Here is a 14,998-nt window from a genome sequence, read left to right on the forward strand (position 1 = left end):
AGCGCAGCGAGAAAATTCCGACGCTGTTGTCACAGCGCCGAAATTAACTCAAATCATGGGCGAGGAGCTATAGGACAGCGAACGTGCCCTGTGCTTTTGCGACAAGTCTTTCGCCCTGGTACACGTCGGCTTCGACCACTAATGTGCGCCTGCCGGCGTGGATCACCCGGCTTGTGCACAGTACGTCACCGTCTTCCACAGCGCGGATATAGTTGATTTTGCACTCGATGGTCGCGCTCTGCTGGTCGAACCCATGGGCGCTGGAGCAGGCCAGGCCCATGGTGATGTCCACCAGGCTGAAAATCGCGCCGCCATGCAGCTTGCCGCCGCGATTGCGCAAATGCGGCGCCAGGCTCAGGGCCACTTCGGCAACGCCCTCATCCAGGCGCTGCAGGCGGCAGCCGATCAGTTCGCTGAACGCGCTCTGGGTCAAACCGGCCGGAATCTCCATCAGCGCTTCTTCAACTGTTTGGCGTTGGCGAACAGCGAAGCCATGGCGTTGTTGCTCGGAGCGGCTGTCGCGGTTTCCTTGCGCGGCGCGGTGTTCTGCGACGAGCGCGGGGCCGAGCCAGGACGAGCACCACGGGCGCCGTCGATTTTCTCGCCGGGGGTGTCGCTCATGCGCATCGACAGGCCAACGCGTTTACGTGGGATGTCGACTTCCATCACCTTGACCTTGACCACGTCACCGGCCTTCACCGCTTCGCGGGGATCCTTGATGAATTTCTCCGAAAGCGCAGAGATATGCACCAAACCGTCCTGATGCACACCGATATCCACGAATGCGCCAAAGTTGGTCACGTTGGTCACCACGCCTTCGAGAATCATGCCCAGTTGCAGATCCTTGAGGTCTTCGACACCGTCCTGGAATTCGGCGGTCTTGAATTCGGGGCGCGGGTCGCGGCCGGGTTTTTCCAGCTCTTGCAGGATGTCGGTGATGGTCGGTACGCCGAAGGTTTCGTCGGTGTACTTCTTCGGGTCCAGACGCTTGAGGAACGCCGCGTCGCCGATCAGCGAACGGATGTCGCGGTCGGTTTCGGCAGCGATTCGTTGCACCAGCGGATAGGCTTCCGGGTGAACCGCAGAGGCATCCAGCGGGTTATCGCCGTTCATTACGCGTAGGAAACCGGCGGCTTGCTCGAAGGTTTTCTCGCCCAAACGCGCGACCTTTTTCAGCGCGGCGCGGGTTTTGAAAGCGCCGTTCTCGTCGCGGTGAGTCACGATATTCTGCGCCAGGGTAGCGTTGAGGCCAGAAATACGTGCGAGCAGCGCCACGGAAGCGGTGTTCACGTCCACACCCACGGCGTTCACGCAGTCTTCCACCACTGCATCCAGGCCACGCGCCAGCTTGAGCTGCGACACGTCGTGCTGGTATTGGCCGACACCGATGGATTTAGGGTCGATCTTCACCAGTTCGGCCAGTGGGTCCTGCAGGCGACGGGCAATCGACACGGCGCCGCGGATCGACACATCGAGGTCCGGGAATTCCTTGGACGCCAGTTCCGAGGCCGAGTACACCGAAGCGCCTGCCTCGGAGACCATGACCTTGGTCATCTTCATGGCCGGGTATTTTTTGATCAGTTCGGCGGCCAACTTATCGGTTTCGCGGCTGGCGGTGCCGTTGCCGATGGCGATCAGGTCCACGGCGTGCTTGGCGCACAGGGCGGCCAGGATGGCGAGGGTCTGGTCCCACTTGTTGTGCGGCACGTGCGGGTAGACGGTGGCGTGGTCCAGCAGCTTGCCGGTGGCGTCGACCACCGCGACCTTGCAGCCGGTGCGCAGGCCCGGGTCCAGGCCCAGGGTGGCGCGTGGGCCCGCCGGAGCGGCCAGCAGCAGGTCATGCAGGTTGTGGGCGAATACGTTGATCGCCTCGGTTTCGGCGCCGTCGCGCAGCTCGCCGAGCAGGTCGGTTTCCAGGTGGGTATAGAGCTTGACCTTCCAGGTCCAGCGCACGACCTCACTGAGCCACTTGTCCGCAGGACGATTCTGATTCTGAATGCCGAATTGTTGACCGATCATGCCCTCGCACGGGTGCATGGTGCCCGGCAGCTCGTCGCCGACTTTCAGCGCGGAGCTGAGAATGCCCTCGTTACGGCCACGGAAAATCGCCAGGGCGCGGTGGGACGGCATGCTCTTGAGGGGCTCGTCGTGTTCGAAGTAATCGCGGAACTTGGCGCCTTCTTCCTCTTTGCCGGCGATGACGCGGGCGCTGAGGATGGCTTCCTGTTTCAGGTAGGTACGCAGTTTTTCCAGCAGGCTGGCGTTTTCCGCGAAGCGCTCCATCAGGATGTACTTGGCGCCTTCCAGGGCAGCCTTGATATCGGCGACGCCTTTCTGCGCGTCGACAAAGCGCGCGGCTTCGGTTTCCGGGGTCAGCGACGGGTCATTGAACAGGCCGTCGGCCAGGTCGCCCAGGCCCGCTTCCAGGGCGATCTGGCCCTTTGTGCGACGTTTCTGTTTATACGGCAGGTAAAGGTCTTCGAGGCGGGTCTTGGTGTCGGCGAGCTTGATGTCGCGTTCCAATTGCGGGGTCAACTTGCCCTGTTCCTCGATGCTGGCAAGGATGCTGATACGCCGCTCGTCGAGTTCTCGCAGGTAACGCAGGCGTTCTTCCAGGTGCCGCAGCTGAATATCGTCAAGGCTACCGGTCACTTCTTTTCGGTAACGGGCGATGAAAGGCACCGTGGAGCCTTCATCCAGTAGCGCGACGGCCGCTTCGACCTGTTGTGGGCGTACACCGAGTTCCTCGGCGATGCGGCTGTTGATGCTGTCCATAAAACCACCTGAAATTCTGAAAAGCAGTTCGCACGCCCGGAAAACAAGGCCTTGCGAGGCTGGTTGAGCGGCCCGACTGGCGCCGCTGCCTGGGTCAAGAGGCAGCCTATTGACCCTCGAAATCGAAAAAACACGAACAAGCGGGTAAAAAAGCCCGGCAGTAAACGGTAACGATCTGACGTTGCCCTGCACGAAGGCGCCGCATTATAACCAGCGTTCTGCCCTTGGGGGCTACTGCGCCAGTGGTCGTAGAGCGCGGCTTGGCTGGCAGTAGAGGAAAAATCTGCTAACAATGCACACGGTGCGTATAACGGCAGCTAGGCCATAATGCGCGCCGAGATAAGAGGAGCATCTAATGAGCAGCACTGCACAAACTGCTGAAGGCGAAAAAATTCTCATCGTTGACGACGATCCGGGGCTGAGCAGCCTGCTGGAGCGTTTTTTCAACTCCAAAGGCTACCGGGCGCGCGCGGTGCCGAACACCGAGCAGATGGACCGCCTGTTAGGGCGTGAAGTGTTCAATCTGGTCGTGCTCGACCTGATGCTGCCCGGCGAAGACGGCCTGACCGCCTGCAAGCGTCTGCGCGGTGCGAACAACCAGATCCCGATCATCATGCTCACTGCCAAGGGCGATGAGCTGAGCCGCATCAAGGGCCTTGAACTGGGCGCTGATGACTACCTGGCCAAGCCGTTCAACCCGGACGAGCTGATGGCCCGGGTCAAGGCCGTATTGCGTCGCCAGGCCCCGTCGGTACCGGGTGCGCCGGGCAGCGAAGACGAAAGCGTGACCTTTGGCGACTACGAGTTGTCCCTGGCGACCCGCGAGCTCAAGCGTGGCGACGAAGTGCACATGCTCACTACCGGCGAATTCGCGGTGCTCAAGGCCCTGGTGATGAACGCTCGCCAGCCGCTGACCCGCGACAAGCTGATGAACCTGGCCCGTGGCCGAGAATGGGACGCCCTGGAGCGCTCCATCGACGTGCAGATCTCCCGACTGCGCCGGATGATCGAGCCGGACCCTTCCAAGCCGCGGTATATCCAGACGGTGTGGGGTGTGGGTTATGTGTTTGTGCCGGATGGCACCGCAACCAAGTGACCGATGATTTGCAGGGGCGGGCATCCGGCGTTTGATTCCATGAGGATCGACGGGGTGTCCGGCGTCTGCAATTCTGCGAGCGCCGCTCGTTCCTGCAAGGTGTCTAGCTGTCTCCTATGAAAACCCCGCTGTGGTTCCCGCAAAGTTTCTTCTCCCGCACCCTTTGGCTGGTGCTGATCGTCGTTCTGTTTTCGAAGGCACTCACACTGGTTTATCTCTTGATGAACGAGGACGTGCTGGTGGATCGGCAGTACAGCCACGGCGTCGCCTTGACGTTGCGCGCCTACTGGGCCGTAGACCCTGAGAACCGTGAAAAGGTAGCCAAGGCCTCAACCCTGATCCGGGTTGATGGGGCCGGCGTGCCTGAGGGCGAACAGCATTGGCCCTACAGTGAGATCTACCAGCGCCAGATGCAGGCGGAACTGGGCGACGACACCGAGGTGCGGCTGCGCATGCATGTGTCGCCTGCGCTGTGGGTGAGGGCGCCCAGCCTGGGAGATGCCTGGATCAAGGTACCGCTGTATCCGCACCCGTTGCGCGGGCAGAAAATCTGGAACGTATTGGGCTGGTTCCTCGCCATTGGCTTGCTTTCAACCGCGTCCGCGTGGATTTTCGTGCGCCAGCTCAATCAACCGCTCAAACGCCTGGTGTTCGCGGCCCGCCAATTGGGCCAGGGGCGCAGCGTGCGCCTGCCAGTCAGCGATACGCCCAGTGAGATGACCGAGGTGTACGGCGCGTTCAACCAGATGGCGGAGGATGTCGAGCAGGCCGGGCGCGAGCGCGAGCTGATGCTGGCGGGCGTGTCCCATGACCTGCGCACACCGTTGACGCGACTGCGCTTGTCCCTGGAGTTGATGGGCAACCATACCGACCTCACCGATGACATGGTGCGCGACATCGAGGACATGGACGCGATTCTGGACCAGTTCCTGGCATTCATCCGTGATGGGCGCGACGAGGTAGTGGAGGAGGTTGACCTGACCGATCTGGTACGTGAAGTGGTCGCACCCTACAACCAGAGCGGTGAGCAGGTGCGCCTGCGCCTGGAACCGATTCAGCCGTTTGCGTTGCGCAGGGTGTCGATGAAGCGCCTGCTGAACAACCTGATCGGCAATGCCTTGCATCATGCCGGTTCGGATGTGGAAGTGGCGGCGTACGTGTCTGGCGACAGCGCTGCGCCCTATGTCGTGCTGAGCGTGATGGACCGCGGCACCGGTATCGACCCGGCGGAACTGGAGGCCATCTTCAACCCGTTCACCCGTGGCGACCGCGCCCGTGGCGGTAAAGGTACCGGCTTGGGCTTGGCGATTGTGCGGCGGATTGCGTCGATGCATGGCGGCAATGTCGAGTTGCGCAACCGCGAAGAGGGCGGCCTGGAGGCACGGGTGCGCCTGCCGCTTGGGTTGATGTTGCCCCGGGATGCGGTCTAAACAGACAACATGAATCAAATGTGGAAGGGGGCTTGCTCCCGATAGCAGAATGTCAGTCAATGCAGATGTGACTGACCCACCGCTATCGGGAGCAAGCCCCCTCCCACATTTGAACTGATGTTGTGTCAGGAGCAGAGCTTTTCAGCCCTTTCCCTTGGTCCGGGTCATGTTCGGCCCGCCATTTTTTTCCAGATGCTCAATTATGATCCCCGCCACATTTTTGCCCGTGGTGGTCTCGATCCCTTCCAGGCCCGGCGATGAGTTCACCTCCATGACCAACGGGCCATGGTTGGAGCGCAGGATATCCACGCCCGCCACGGCCAACCCCATGACCTTGGCTGCACGCAGCGCGGTCATGCGCTCCTCCGGGGTGATCTTGATCAGGCTCGCGCTGCCGCCACGGTGCAGGTTGGAGCGGAACTCACCCGGCTTGGCCTGGCGCTTCATGGCGGCAATCACCTTGTCGCCCACCACGAAGCAGCGGATATCCGCACCGCCCGCTTCCTTGATGTACTCCTGCACCATGATGTTCTGCTTGAGGCCCATGAACGCCTCGATCACCGATTCCGCCGCCGTTGCGGTTTCGCACAACACCACGCCGATGCCCTGGGTGCCTTCCAGCACCTTGATCACCAGCGGTGCGCCATTAACCATTTCGATCAGGTCGGGGATGTCATCCGGGGAGTGGGCAAAGCCGGTGACCGGCAGACCGATCCCCCGGCGCGACAGCAGCTGCAGCGAGCGCAACTTGTCCCGCGAGCGCGCGATGGCCACGGATTCATTCAGCGGGAAGACCCCCATCATTTCAAACTGGCGCAGCACCGCGCAGCCGTAGAACGTCACCGAGGCGCCGATGCGTGGGATCACCGCATCGAAACCTTCCAGCGGCTTGCCCCGGTAGTGGATCTGCGGCTTGTGGCTGGCAATGTTCATATAGGCCCGCAACGTGTCGATCACCACCATTTCATGGCCACGTTCAGTGCCGGCCTCGACCAGGCGGCGGGTGGAATACAGACGCGGGTTTCGCGACAGCACAGCAATCTTCATGCAGCACCTGGGGCAGAAATAGTAGAGACCGGGAACACCGGCTTGTCTTGAACGTACTTGACGCCTGGGCTGACCACCAACTGGCCGTCAATCAGCGCCTTGGAGCCCAGCAACAGGCGATAACGCATGGCTTTGCGGCAGGCCAGGGTGAATTCCACCCGCCACACCCGATCGCCCAACGCCAGGGTGGTGCTGATCACGTAGCGCACCTGCGCATGGCCGTTGGAGCTCTTGATGGTTTTCATCGTTACCAGGGGCGCTTCGCAGCGGCGGTGACGCAGTTGCACCACGCTGCCCAGGTGGGCGGTAAAACGCACCCATTTCTCGCCATCACGCTCGAACGGTTCGATGTCGGTGGCGTGCAAGCTCGAGGTGCTGGCACCGGTGTCGATCTTGGCACGCAGGCCAGCCACTCCCAGGTCGGGAAGTGCCACCCACTCTCGCAGACCCACAACGGTCAAATGGTCAAATGTCTTCAATATGGGTACCGGTCAATGTGCCCAGGCGCGAGGCGAAACCTTGGCCAGGGCATTGAATGCAGGCTTGGCGAACCAATAGCCCTGCATTAGAAATATTCCACAGTCGGAGAGGAAGTCCCGCTCGCCGGCACTTTCGATGCCTTCGGCGATGACAGTAACCCCCAACTGCTCACAGATTGTGACAATCCCCCGGACGATCACCTGACGGACACGGTCTTGGTCGACATCGCGAATCAGCGCCATGTCGAGTTTGATCAGGTCCGGCTGGAAATCGGCCAGCAGATTCAGCCCCGAATAGCCCGCGCCGAAATCATCGATGGCGGTCTTGAAGCCGAATTCGCGGTATTCACGCAGAATATTCGTCAAATGGCGATTGTTATCTACATGCTCGCTTTCCAGTGTCTCGAAAATCAGGCGGTCCAGCGGAAACTTGTGCGCGCGGGCGGCCTCCAGGGTGCTGCGGATACACAGTTCCGGACGGTATACGGCATTGGGCATGAAATTGATGGAAAGGTGAGTCTGCATGCCCAGGGCGGCAGCGCCGGCAATTGCCTGGGTGCGGCAGCGCTGGTCGAAGCGGTAGCGATTGGTTGCGTTGACGTGGGCCAGCACCGACGACGCGCCTTCACCCTGGATGCCGCGCACCAAGGCTTCATTGGCAAATATCGAATGGTCACGCAGGTCTACGATAGGCTGGTAGGCGAAAGCGAAATCGAACCCCAGGGGCTCGCTTTGCTGGCAACCCACGCACCGCTGGTTGGGCGAGGTGAGTGAAACGGGAAAGTCGGTCACAGCGTGTCCTCGCGAAAACAGAGTGCTACCTGGCGTATCTTAGGTGAGCCTCAGGGTTTATGCGTCGAAGCGTTTCAACGGTAAGGTTGCGACATTTTTCAGAGCGAGGAATTCAAGTGGCTCAAAAACAGGAAGAGGAAGAAAAGGTCCGCCTGGACAAATGGTTGTGGGCCGCGCGTTTCTACAAAACCCGTGCCCTGGCCAAGGCCGCTATCGAGAGCGGCAAGGTGCACCATCGCGGCGAGCGCTGCAAGCCGGGGAAGGAGCCGCGTGTCGGTGACGAGTTTCAGATTCGTACAGGGTTCGATGAAAAGACTGTCGTGGTTCAGGCGCTTTCTGTCGTGCGCCGGAGCGCGCCAGAAGCGCAGACACTGTATGCGGAGACCGAAGCCAGCATTACCAAGCGCGAGAACGCTGCGGCCATGCGCAAGGCGGGAGCTTCGGGTTTGACCACCGATGGCAAGCCGAGCAAAAAGCAACGCCGTGACTTGTTCAAGTTTCGCGGCAGTGGCAATGATGATTGATTACGCAAATCTCCGACCCAACGGAGATCAAAATGTGGGAGGGGGCTTGCCCCCGATTGCGGTAGGTCAGCTACCTATAAGCTGACTGATCCACTGCTATCGGGAGCAAGCCCCCTCCCACATTTAGCTGGCGGTGTTAACGGGCTGTACGTATCACACTCAATCGCCCGATCACCGGCAATTTGCCAAGCAACCCGAAAACCGGCGCTGTTACCCGCAACAGGAACCCCGACACCTTCGCTGCAAACGGCGTGTAGTAACCCCAACCCAATGCCAACAGCGCCAGCAAAACCCCGCCGATGTAATCGTCCTGGCCCCAGTGCGCGCCTGCTACGAGCCGCGGCATCATGAACAACAGCGCCAGGCCCCAGATCACCAGCACCTGGCCGATGCGCTGGGCGAACACGGTCATGAACATCGCCCAGATCAACAACACCGATGCATGATCGCCGGGAAAGCTCTGGCTCGAACGGTCTTTCAGTTCCCAGGTTTTCTCCAGCCCAGGGAAAAAATCACTCATCTGCACTGCGCCGCCGATCACCATCGACGGGCTGCTGTGCTGCCAACCCATCTGCGCCGCGAATTTGGAAAACAGCATGCGGATAAACAGCAACAACAAAAGAATGCTGAGGAAGCCAAAGAACGCTTGGCGAACCTGCACGGCCTTGAACACCCAATCGCCGCGTATCAGCAGCGCCAACAGAATTACCCCGACGACCGCATCAAATGGCCGCAGGCTCGCCACGGCCCACACATGCAACCAAGTGGAGTTGCTCGCCAGCGGACCATTGAGCAGATGAAACAGCCACTCGTCGAAAACCACACACAGCATCTGCCCCGTGGGCCACAGCCAAAAACACAGCAGCCCGATAGCGAGTAGATTGCAAAGAGCCCATCGCCGGAGGTTCCAGTTCGCTTGGAACAAACCCGGATTGTTCATAAACTGTCCCTCATCGTCCTATTAAGCTCCTTGTTTTCAGGAGAATCCGCACCAATATGGTGCTAAAGCGTTTAATTTTATAAACGTTGTAATCATTTTGTCATCACTTCAGATACCCAGACCTATGACTGATCTACCGGATACCGACTTCACCCAACGCTTTATCTTTGACGAGAACGACGCCCGCGGCGAATTGGTTTCGTTGGAGCTCAGCTATGCCGAAGTCCTTGCCAAACACGCGTATCCGGAGCCGGTCGCGCAGTTGCTCGGTGAGTTGATGGCAGCGGCTTCGCTGCTGGTGGGCACGATGAAATTCGATGGCTTGCTGATCCTGCAGGCACGTTCCGAAGGTCCGATCCCGATGCTGATGATCGAGTGTTCCAGCGAGCGCGAGATCCGTGGCCTGGCCCGTTATGACGTCGACCGGATTACACCGGATGCCACATTTTCCAAGTTGATGGCCGATGGCGTGCTGGCGATCACCGTTGACCCCACCGAAGGCCAGCGCTACCAGGGCATCGTTGACCTCGACGGCGAGACCTTGGCGGACTGCTTTACCAACTATTTCGTAATGTCCCAGCAAGTCGGCACCAAGTTCTGGCTCAACGCCGACGGCAAGCGCGCTCGCGGCCTGTTGTTGCAGCAATTGCCGGCTGACCGGATCAAGGATGAGGATGATCGCGCTGAAAGCTGGCGGCATATCATCGCCCTAGCCGACACGTTGAAGGCCGAAGAGCTGCTGGGCCTGGACAACGAAACCATCCTGCACCGCCTTTACCACGAAGAGGCCGTGCGCCTGTTCGACGAACAGTCCCTGCGCTTCAATTGCAGTTGCTCCCGCGAGCGCTCGGCCAATGCCTTGGTCAGCCTGGGCCTGGAAGATGCGCAGAATCTGGTGGTGGAACACGGTGGCCATATCGAGATCGACTGCCAGTTCTGCAACGAGCGTTATCTGTTCGATGCTGCCGATGTCGCCCAATTATTCGCCGGCGCAGGCATCGACACCCCTTCCGACACCCGCCACTAAAACGTTTAAGCACAGGTAAATCACCTGTCAAATGCCGGATTAGAGGCGTTCTGACGGGAGGGCCCTACTCTTTTTGGGCTTTTCTGGCATAATCCGGCCCACTTTTTTCGCGGTAGTAGTGCGCAACTTTCTACTACAAAACGTTTGGAGCACTCGGCCATAGGCCGACGGGGAACCTCATGACGCAAGCCAATAACGCCGTATACACCGATCTGAGTGTTGACGATCTGGTCAAAGAAGCCCTGCAGCGCGGTGAAGGCGTGCTTGCCGATACTGGCGCGCTGGTCGTAGAAACCGGTCACCGCACCGGTCGTTCGCCGGTCGATCGTTTCATCGTTGAAGAGCCGACTACCCAGGCTGCAATCGCCTGGGGCCCGATCAACCGCAAGTTCCCGGCCGACAAGTTCGATGCCCTCTGGGCTCGCGTCGAGGCCTTCAACAATGCGCAAGAACATTTCGTTTCCCACGTTCACGTAGGGGCTGCCGAAGACCACTACCTGGCCGTGAAAATGACTACCCAGACGGCTTGGCAGAACCTGTTCGGTCGCTGCCTGTTCATCAACCCGGCGCAGTACAACCCGGCCGGTCGTGAAGAGTGGCAAGTGCTCAACGTGGCCAACTTCGAGTGCGTGCCAGAGCGTGACGGCACCAACTCCGACGGTTGCGTGATCCTTAACTTCGCCCAGAAAAAAGTGCTGATCGCCGGCATGCGTTACGCCGGTGAAATGAAGAAAGCCATGTTCTCGGTGCAGAACTTCCTGCTGCCGGCCGCCGACGTGCTGCCGATGCACTGCGCCGCCAACATCGGTGAAGCAGGCGATGTGACCCTGTTCTTCGGCCTGTCCGGCACCGGCAAGACCACCCTGTCCGCCGACGAAAGCCGTTACCTGATCGGTGACGACGAGCACGGTTGGGGCGAAGGCGTGGTGTTCAACATCGAAGGCGGTTGCTATGCCAAGTGCATCGACCTGTCCGAGCAGAACGAGCCGGTTATCTGGAAGGCCATCAAGCACGGCGCCGTGCTGGAAAACGTCGTCATCGACGAAGCCGGACATGCCGACTACGCCGATGTCAGCCTGACCCAGAACAGCCGCGCCGCCTACCCGCTGGAACACGTTGCCAAGCGTTCCGAGAAGAACCTGGGTGGCGAGCCCAACGCGGTGATCTTCCTGACCTGCGACCTCACCGGCGTGCTGCCGCCCGTGTCGATCCTCAGCGAAGAACAAGCGGCCTACCACTTCCTGTCCGGCTACACCGCACTGGTGGGCTCGACCGAAATGGGCTCGGGCAGCGGCATCAAGTCGACTTTCTCCACTTGCTTCGGCGCACCGTTCTTCCCGCGCCCGGCCGGTGAATACGCTGAGCTGCTGATCAAACGCATCCGTGGTTTCGGCTCCAAGGTCTACCTGGTCAACACCGGCTGGACCGGCGGCGGCTACGGCGTCGGCAAACGCTTCAACATCCCGACCACGCGCGGCGTGATCGCAGCGATCCAGAGCGGCGCGTTGATCGGTGCCGAAACCGAACACCTCGACACCATCAACCTCGACGTGCCATTGGCCGTACCGGGCGTCGAGACTGGCCTGCTGAACCCACGTAACACCTGGGCTGACAAGGCTGCCTACGATGAAGCGGCGAAGGCGTTGGCTGGGTTGTTCATCGAGAACTTCAAGAAGTTTGAAGTGAGCGATGCGATCAAGGCTGCAGGGCCTAAGTTGTAAGACTCGTTTGTTGTGAAAAAGCCGCCTCTTGTGGGCGGCTTTTTTTTGTGCGCAAAAGGTCAGTCGGCGATGTGCAAAACCACTGCTCCGACCAGAACCAGCACAACCCCCAGCACCTGCACCGCCGTCAGCCGCTCCTTGAAAAACACAAACCCCAGGATCGCTGCAATCCCACCTGACAGCGTACTGATCACCGTCACCACCGAAACCGACCCTGCCATCGCCCCCCATGAAAACGCCGAGAAACCACCGAGGTTCATCACGCTCGCTCCGGTCAATGTCGCGCAGCTTTTCAGCGGCGGGATTTTCAAGCCGTCCTTGATCTTCAGCACCATCATCACCATTACGCACCCTCCAACCAGGTAACCCAGCCACAGCATGGTGATGGGTCCCAGCGCTGGCAGCGTATAGCGGCCTTGCAGCCAGAAACTGGTGCCGTACAGCAGCGCGGCGAGCATGGCGTAGGCGATGGACAGGCGCGGTTTGTTGTGAGGTACGCCGTTGTCCTTATGGAGGCTGGAAAGGATCACGCCGATGACGCACAGGCCGATACAGCCGAGTTGGATCAGGCTGATCTGCTCGCCGCTGGCCCAGGACAGCAAGGTGGTGACTACGCCGTATGAGGTCACGAGTGGCGCAACGATGGCGGCTTTGCCCAGGGCGAAGGCCTTGGACAGTGCGAGGGCGCCGGACACGGTGAGCAGCGCGGCCGCGATACCCAGAAGCCAGACGCTCAACGGCGCATTGAGGGATTTGAAAAAGAATGCAGGAAAACTGACCAGCAGCAGGGTCATGATCAAAAAGCCGAGGGCTTGGCCGAAATACACCGCGCGTTTAACACCAACGGCCCGGGCGTTGAGGCCCACCAGAAAGTCCGTGCCGCCCCAGAGCAGGGCGGCCAGCAGGCCCATCGTTACGTCCATGTAAGGTCCTTGTTATGTATCGCTCGCCAGATTTGCGCAAAGCTAATGTGGGAGGGGGCTTGCCCTAATGCCAGTCAGTTAAGGACGAACACTGTACCTGTGGCGAGGGAGCTTGCTCCCGCTGGGCCGCGAAGCGGCCCCAAAGATGGGACTGCTGCGCAGTCCAGCGGGAGCAAGCTCCCTCGCCACAGGTTACTTTTTACCCTTTCTACTTCTTAACTGACTGGCATTAGGGCTTGCCCCCGATTGCGGTTTAACAGACAAAAATTTGCTGGCTGGCATACTGCTATCGGGGGCAAGCCCCCTCCCACATTTGGATATCAGCGTTCTTTAGATCAGCTCAGATTTTCCAGCGTCTGTGTGTCCCAGCTGTGGGTCTTGATCGCCAGGTAGAGCATACCAATGGTCAGCGGGACTTTGTCGCTATGCCCCTTGGCCCGGCGCTTGAGAAACACGTCGAAGACCGGTGGGTTGAAGTAACGATAAGTGTCGTAGTCGCCCAAGTCGAGGGCGAACTCCTGCTCCAGTGCTTCCATCAGTTGCTTGGCCTCGCTGCCGTCACAGCCCAGGTCGAAATTGAGTGAGGTTTGCAGATGGATGGTCTTGTGTTTCGGCAGGCCGATTTCTTCGTGCAGCAGTTGCAGGAGTTGCTGCATGACGGGGTCTTTGGGGAAGTTGGGGGCGAGGTTCATGGTAGGGACACGCAGGAGTGGGTGAGGGGGACGGTTGCGTTGGTGGCGATACTTGTTTTGGCTTTTTAACAAAATGACGCCTGTTACAAAAGCGATGACCGGCAGGCTCTCTATTTGTGTCTCCCTTATCCAAGAGGTGACGCAGAATAAGATTGTCGGACCGCTCACCACGAGTATGAGCCCAAAACCCTTTCTGAATACGGGCCGCTTGATTGTTTTGTCGGCTAAAGCGGCAAGTGCCAAGAGTAGGATCAGATTTATCCATTGGATGTACATGGTTATCGTATTAGCCACCCTGAAACTGTCGGACCATTGACGAGAGGGATCGCTGAGGGCCGATGCCTCCGTTGACCTGAGCGTCGATCCCTATAACGACGTCACCGGCGTAATAGCTACGAATGAGGCCTTTGATAGTCAAACCTACGGCCGCTCCTGCGGCGAGTCCTACTGCTGGCGATGCCAGGCTTATTGGCGCTGATACCGCGCCGCTGATTAATCCTGCGACGATTTCCCCGCGAATGTTGAGCAAGTCGGCATGTTGCCGGGTAATTGGCTTCGAGATGGCAATGGTGATTTTGCAAGGCAAATCACGGGCGAGCATTTTGTCGTATAAATATACGAGCCGCTGGCGCAGCTCATTTGCGGATGTGCCTGCTTCCAGTAGGCAGAGGTTTGCTAGTGCGTGCCGGTTGGCTGGTAAGGCTATAAGGCGAAGCACCGTGAAGGTGACGCCATAATGGCCGATGTATTGAGTCCTTTCGATGTTCACGGGTGTCCGCCGAGAAAGTTGAGACCGGGCTATTTTCATTCAGCTACGGGTAACTTCTGTAGAGGTTAGGCGGGTGTTTGGAGCAGTTTGGGAAGGGGATGTCACGGTGTTTGGAGGTTTCTTACAGCGGTTTCCGGCATTTGTAGCTTGGCAGCGACGCCATAGGTGAAACTGGTCAAATGTGGGAGTCGGACTTGCCCGCGTTGACGTTGGGTCAGGTGTGGAAATGTCGCCTGATGCTCCGCTATCGCAGGCAAGCCAGCTCCCACAGGGTTAGCTGTGTGGCTGGCCAGTTTGTGTTGGACTGTCGGCCGCCGGCTGTAGCTGCACGTGTTGCGCCGCTTCCAGCAAATCACATCCGTCCTGGACGAGCAGGTACAAGGCGTTGGTGATGTGGGAGATGTCTTTGAGGTCGGCGTGTTCGAAGGTCAGGCAGGAGAAGGTTTCCAGTAAGTCGGTGGCAGCGCGGATGCGTTGGTGGGCGGCGGACTGGATGTCTTCGGCTTTGGCTTGGGTGTCGATGAGAAGCGGATGGGTATCAGTGAAATTGGTGCGTAACTGACGATAGCGGATCATCGTTTCAGGTATTTGCATTTGAAGTTACTCAGTTTGCTGTTAGGTAACCGACATCACCGTGACCAAGCGGTGGGAGGCGGACTGTGCGCAGGTTGGTCAACCGGAAACAGCAATCCGGCACACCCGAAGGCGTCCTACACACAGCCGCCATAGCATTGCGTTACGAGACGATAGACGTCTGTAGAGCAAGTAATGGCACTTATGTGT

General features: G+C 59.3%; 15 protein-coding genes. 5 read left to right on the plus strand and 10 right to left on the minus strand.

The window, feature by feature from the left end; genetic code table 11:
* Positions 1 to 67: 67 nt before the first annotated feature.
* Positions 68 to 451 (minus strand): PaaI family thioesterase, encoded by a 384-nt coding sequence (locus C4J93_RS01300; RefSeq protein ID WP_124428389.1) that lies wholly within the window; start codon positions 449 to 451, stop codon positions 68 to 70.
* Positions 451 to 2,775 carry a Tex family protein gene (locus C4J93_RS01305; RefSeq protein ID WP_124413541.1) on the minus strand — a complete coding sequence of 775 codons (2,325 nt, stop codon included), beginning with the start codon at positions 2,773 to 2,775 and terminating at the stop codon, positions 451 to 453. Before C4J93_RS01305 ends, C4J93_RS01300 begins: the two co-directional genes overlap by 1 nt.
* A 355-nt stretch (positions 2,776 to 3,130) precedes the next feature.
* On the opposite strand from C4J93_RS01305, the gene ompR reads away from it, so the two are divergent.
* Positions 3,131 to 3,871 carry a two-component system response regulator OmpR gene (gene ompR / locus C4J93_RS01310; protein WP_003236035.1) on the plus strand — a complete coding sequence of 247 codons (741 nt, stop codon included), beginning with the start codon at positions 3,131 to 3,133 and terminating at the stop codon, positions 3,869 to 3,871.
* 116 nt (positions 3,872 to 3,987) lie between these two features.
* Positions 3,988 to 5,301 (plus strand): ATP-binding protein, encoded by a 1,314-nt coding sequence (locus C4J93_RS01315; RefSeq protein WP_124360795.1) that lies wholly within the window; start codon positions 3,988 to 3,990, stop codon positions 5,299 to 5,301.
* 141 nt (positions 5,302 to 5,442) lie between these two features.
* Here C4J93_RS01315 and rimK read toward each other — a convergent pair whose 3' ends face one another.
* The 3 genes from rimK to C4J93_RS01330 all read right to left on the minus strand — a co-directional run bounded on the left by rimK (position 5,443) and on the right by C4J93_RS01330 (position 7,619).
* Positions 5,443 to 6,348, minus strand: coding sequence for a 30S ribosomal protein S6--L-glutamate ligase (gene rimK, locus C4J93_RS01320; protein WP_057725432.1), 906 nt, complete (start codon positions 6,346 to 6,348; stop codon positions 5,443 to 5,445).
* Positions 6,345 to 6,761: an ATP-dependent zinc protease gene (locus tag C4J93_RS01325; protein WP_235365450.1), complete on the minus strand. Its 417-nt coding sequence runs from the start codon at positions 6,759 to 6,761 to the stop codon at positions 6,345 to 6,347. Before C4J93_RS01325 ends, rimK begins: the two co-directional genes overlap by 4 nt.
* Before the next feature lie 78 nt (positions 6,762 to 6,839).
* Complete coding sequence (locus C4J93_RS01330) at positions 6,840 to 7,619, minus strand: EAL domain-containing protein (protein WP_124428390.1); 780 nt, start codon at positions 7,617 to 7,619, stop codon at positions 6,840 to 6,842.
* 116 nt (positions 7,620 to 7,735) lie between these two features.
* Between C4J93_RS01330 and C4J93_RS01335 the strand changes: the two genes are divergently transcribed.
* Complete coding sequence (locus C4J93_RS01335) at positions 7,736 to 8,143, plus strand: RNA-binding S4 domain-containing protein (RefSeq protein ID WP_124428391.1); 408 nt, start codon at positions 7,736 to 7,738, stop codon at positions 8,141 to 8,143.
* 136 nt (positions 8,144 to 8,279) lie between these two features.
* Here C4J93_RS01335 and C4J93_RS01340 read toward each other — a convergent pair whose 3' ends face one another.
* Positions 8,280 to 9,083, minus strand: coding sequence for a phosphatase PAP2 family protein (locus C4J93_RS01340; protein WP_124428392.1), 804 nt, complete (start codon positions 9,081 to 9,083; stop codon positions 8,280 to 8,282).
* 124 nt (positions 9,084 to 9,207) lie between these two features.
* Between C4J93_RS01340 and hslO the strand changes: the two genes are divergently transcribed.
* Together hslO and C4J93_RS01350 are read left to right on the plus strand one after the other, a co-directional pair.
* Positions 9,208 to 10,110 carry an Hsp33 family molecular chaperone HslO gene (hslO, locus tag C4J93_RS01345; protein WP_124428393.1) on the plus strand — a complete coding sequence of 301 codons (903 nt, stop codon included), beginning with the start codon at positions 9,208 to 9,210 and terminating at the stop codon, positions 10,108 to 10,110.
* A 179-nt stretch (positions 10,111 to 10,289) separates the two neighbouring features.
* The gene (locus tag C4J93_RS01350) at positions 10,290 to 11,831 is read left to right on the plus strand and encodes a phosphoenolpyruvate carboxykinase (RefSeq protein ID WP_124365432.1); all 1,542 of its coding nucleotides are present in this window, start codon (positions 10,290 to 10,292) and stop codon (positions 11,829 to 11,831) included.
* Between the two features lie 59 nt (positions 11,832 to 11,890).
* Here C4J93_RS01350 and C4J93_RS01355 read toward each other — a convergent pair whose 3' ends face one another.
* The 4 genes from C4J93_RS01355 to C4J93_RS01370 all read right to left on the minus strand — a co-directional run bounded on the left by C4J93_RS01355 (position 11,891) and on the right by C4J93_RS01370 (position 14,809).
* Positions 11,891 to 12,754 carry a DMT family transporter gene (locus tag C4J93_RS01355; protein WP_256660123.1) on the minus strand — a complete coding sequence of 288 codons (864 nt, stop codon included), beginning with the start codon at positions 12,752 to 12,754 and terminating at the stop codon, positions 11,891 to 11,893.
* A 335-nt stretch (positions 12,755 to 13,089) separates the two neighbouring features.
* Positions 13,090 to 13,446 (minus strand): DUF1493 family protein, encoded by a 357-nt coding sequence (locus C4J93_RS01360; protein WP_124428394.1) that lies wholly within the window; start codon positions 13,444 to 13,446, stop codon positions 13,090 to 13,092.
* Between the two features lie 286 nt (positions 13,447 to 13,732).
* Positions 13,733 to 14,215 (minus strand): hypothetical protein, encoded by a 483-nt coding sequence (locus C4J93_RS01365; RefSeq protein WP_124428395.1) that lies wholly within the window; start codon positions 14,213 to 14,215, stop codon positions 13,733 to 13,735.
* A gap of 273 nt (positions 14,216 to 14,488) precedes the next feature.
* Entirely contained in the window at positions 14,489 to 14,809 is a 321-nt protein-coding gene (locus C4J93_RS01370; RefSeq protein ID WP_164485224.1) for a hypothetical protein, read from the minus strand.
* Positions 14,810 to 14,998: the final 189 nt, after the last annotated feature.

Source organism: Pseudomonas sp. R2-37-08W, from assembly GCF_003851705.1.
Classification (GTDB): Bacteria; Pseudomonadota; Gammaproteobacteria; order Pseudomonadales; family Pseudomonadaceae; genus Aquipseudomonas.

What these genes read in the sequence shown, in the direction of transcription:
- C4J93_RS01355 (WP_256660123.1), bottom strand. Translation starts at nt 12,754, where the DNA reads ATGGACGTAACGATGGGCCTGCTGGCCGCCCTGCTCTGGGGCGGCACG.
- C4J93_RS01315 (WP_124360795.1), top strand. Translation starts at nt 3,988, where the DNA reads ATGAAAACCCCGCTGTGGTTCCCGCAAAGTTTCTTCTCCCGCACCCTT.
- hslO (WP_124428393.1), top strand. Translation starts at nt 9,208, where the DNA reads ATGACTGATCTACCGGATACCGACTTCACCCAACGCTTTATCTTTGAC.
- C4J93_RS01370 (WP_164485224.1), bottom strand. Translation starts at nt 14,809, where the DNA reads ATGCAAATACCTGAAACGATGATCCGCTATCGTCAGTTACGCACCAAT.
- C4J93_RS01305 (WP_124413541.1), bottom strand. Translation starts at nt 2,775, where the DNA reads ATGGACAGCATCAACAGCCGCATCGCCGAGGAACTCGGTGTACGCCCA.
- C4J93_RS01360 (WP_124428394.1), bottom strand. Translation starts at nt 13,446, where the DNA reads ATGAACCTCGCCCCCAACTTCCCCAAAGACCCCGTCATGCAGCAACTC.
- C4J93_RS01350 (WP_124365432.1), top strand. Translation starts at nt 10,290, where the DNA reads ATGACGCAAGCCAATAACGCCGTATACACCGATCTGAGTGTTGACGAT.
- C4J93_RS01340 (WP_124428392.1), bottom strand. Translation starts at nt 9,083, where the DNA reads ATGAACAATCCGGGTTTGTTCCAAGCGAACTGGAACCTCCGGCGATGG.
- ompR (WP_003236035.1), top strand. Translation starts at nt 3,131, where the DNA reads ATGAGCAGCACTGCACAAACTGCTGAAGGCGAAAAAATTCTCATCGTT.
- C4J93_RS01300 (WP_124428389.1), bottom strand. Translation starts at nt 451, where the DNA reads ATGGAGATTCCGGCCGGTTTGACCCAGAGCGCGTTCAGCGAACTGATC.
- rimK (WP_057725432.1), bottom strand. Translation starts at nt 6,348, where the DNA reads ATGAAGATTGCTGTGCTGTCGCGAAACCCGCGTCTGTATTCCACCCGC.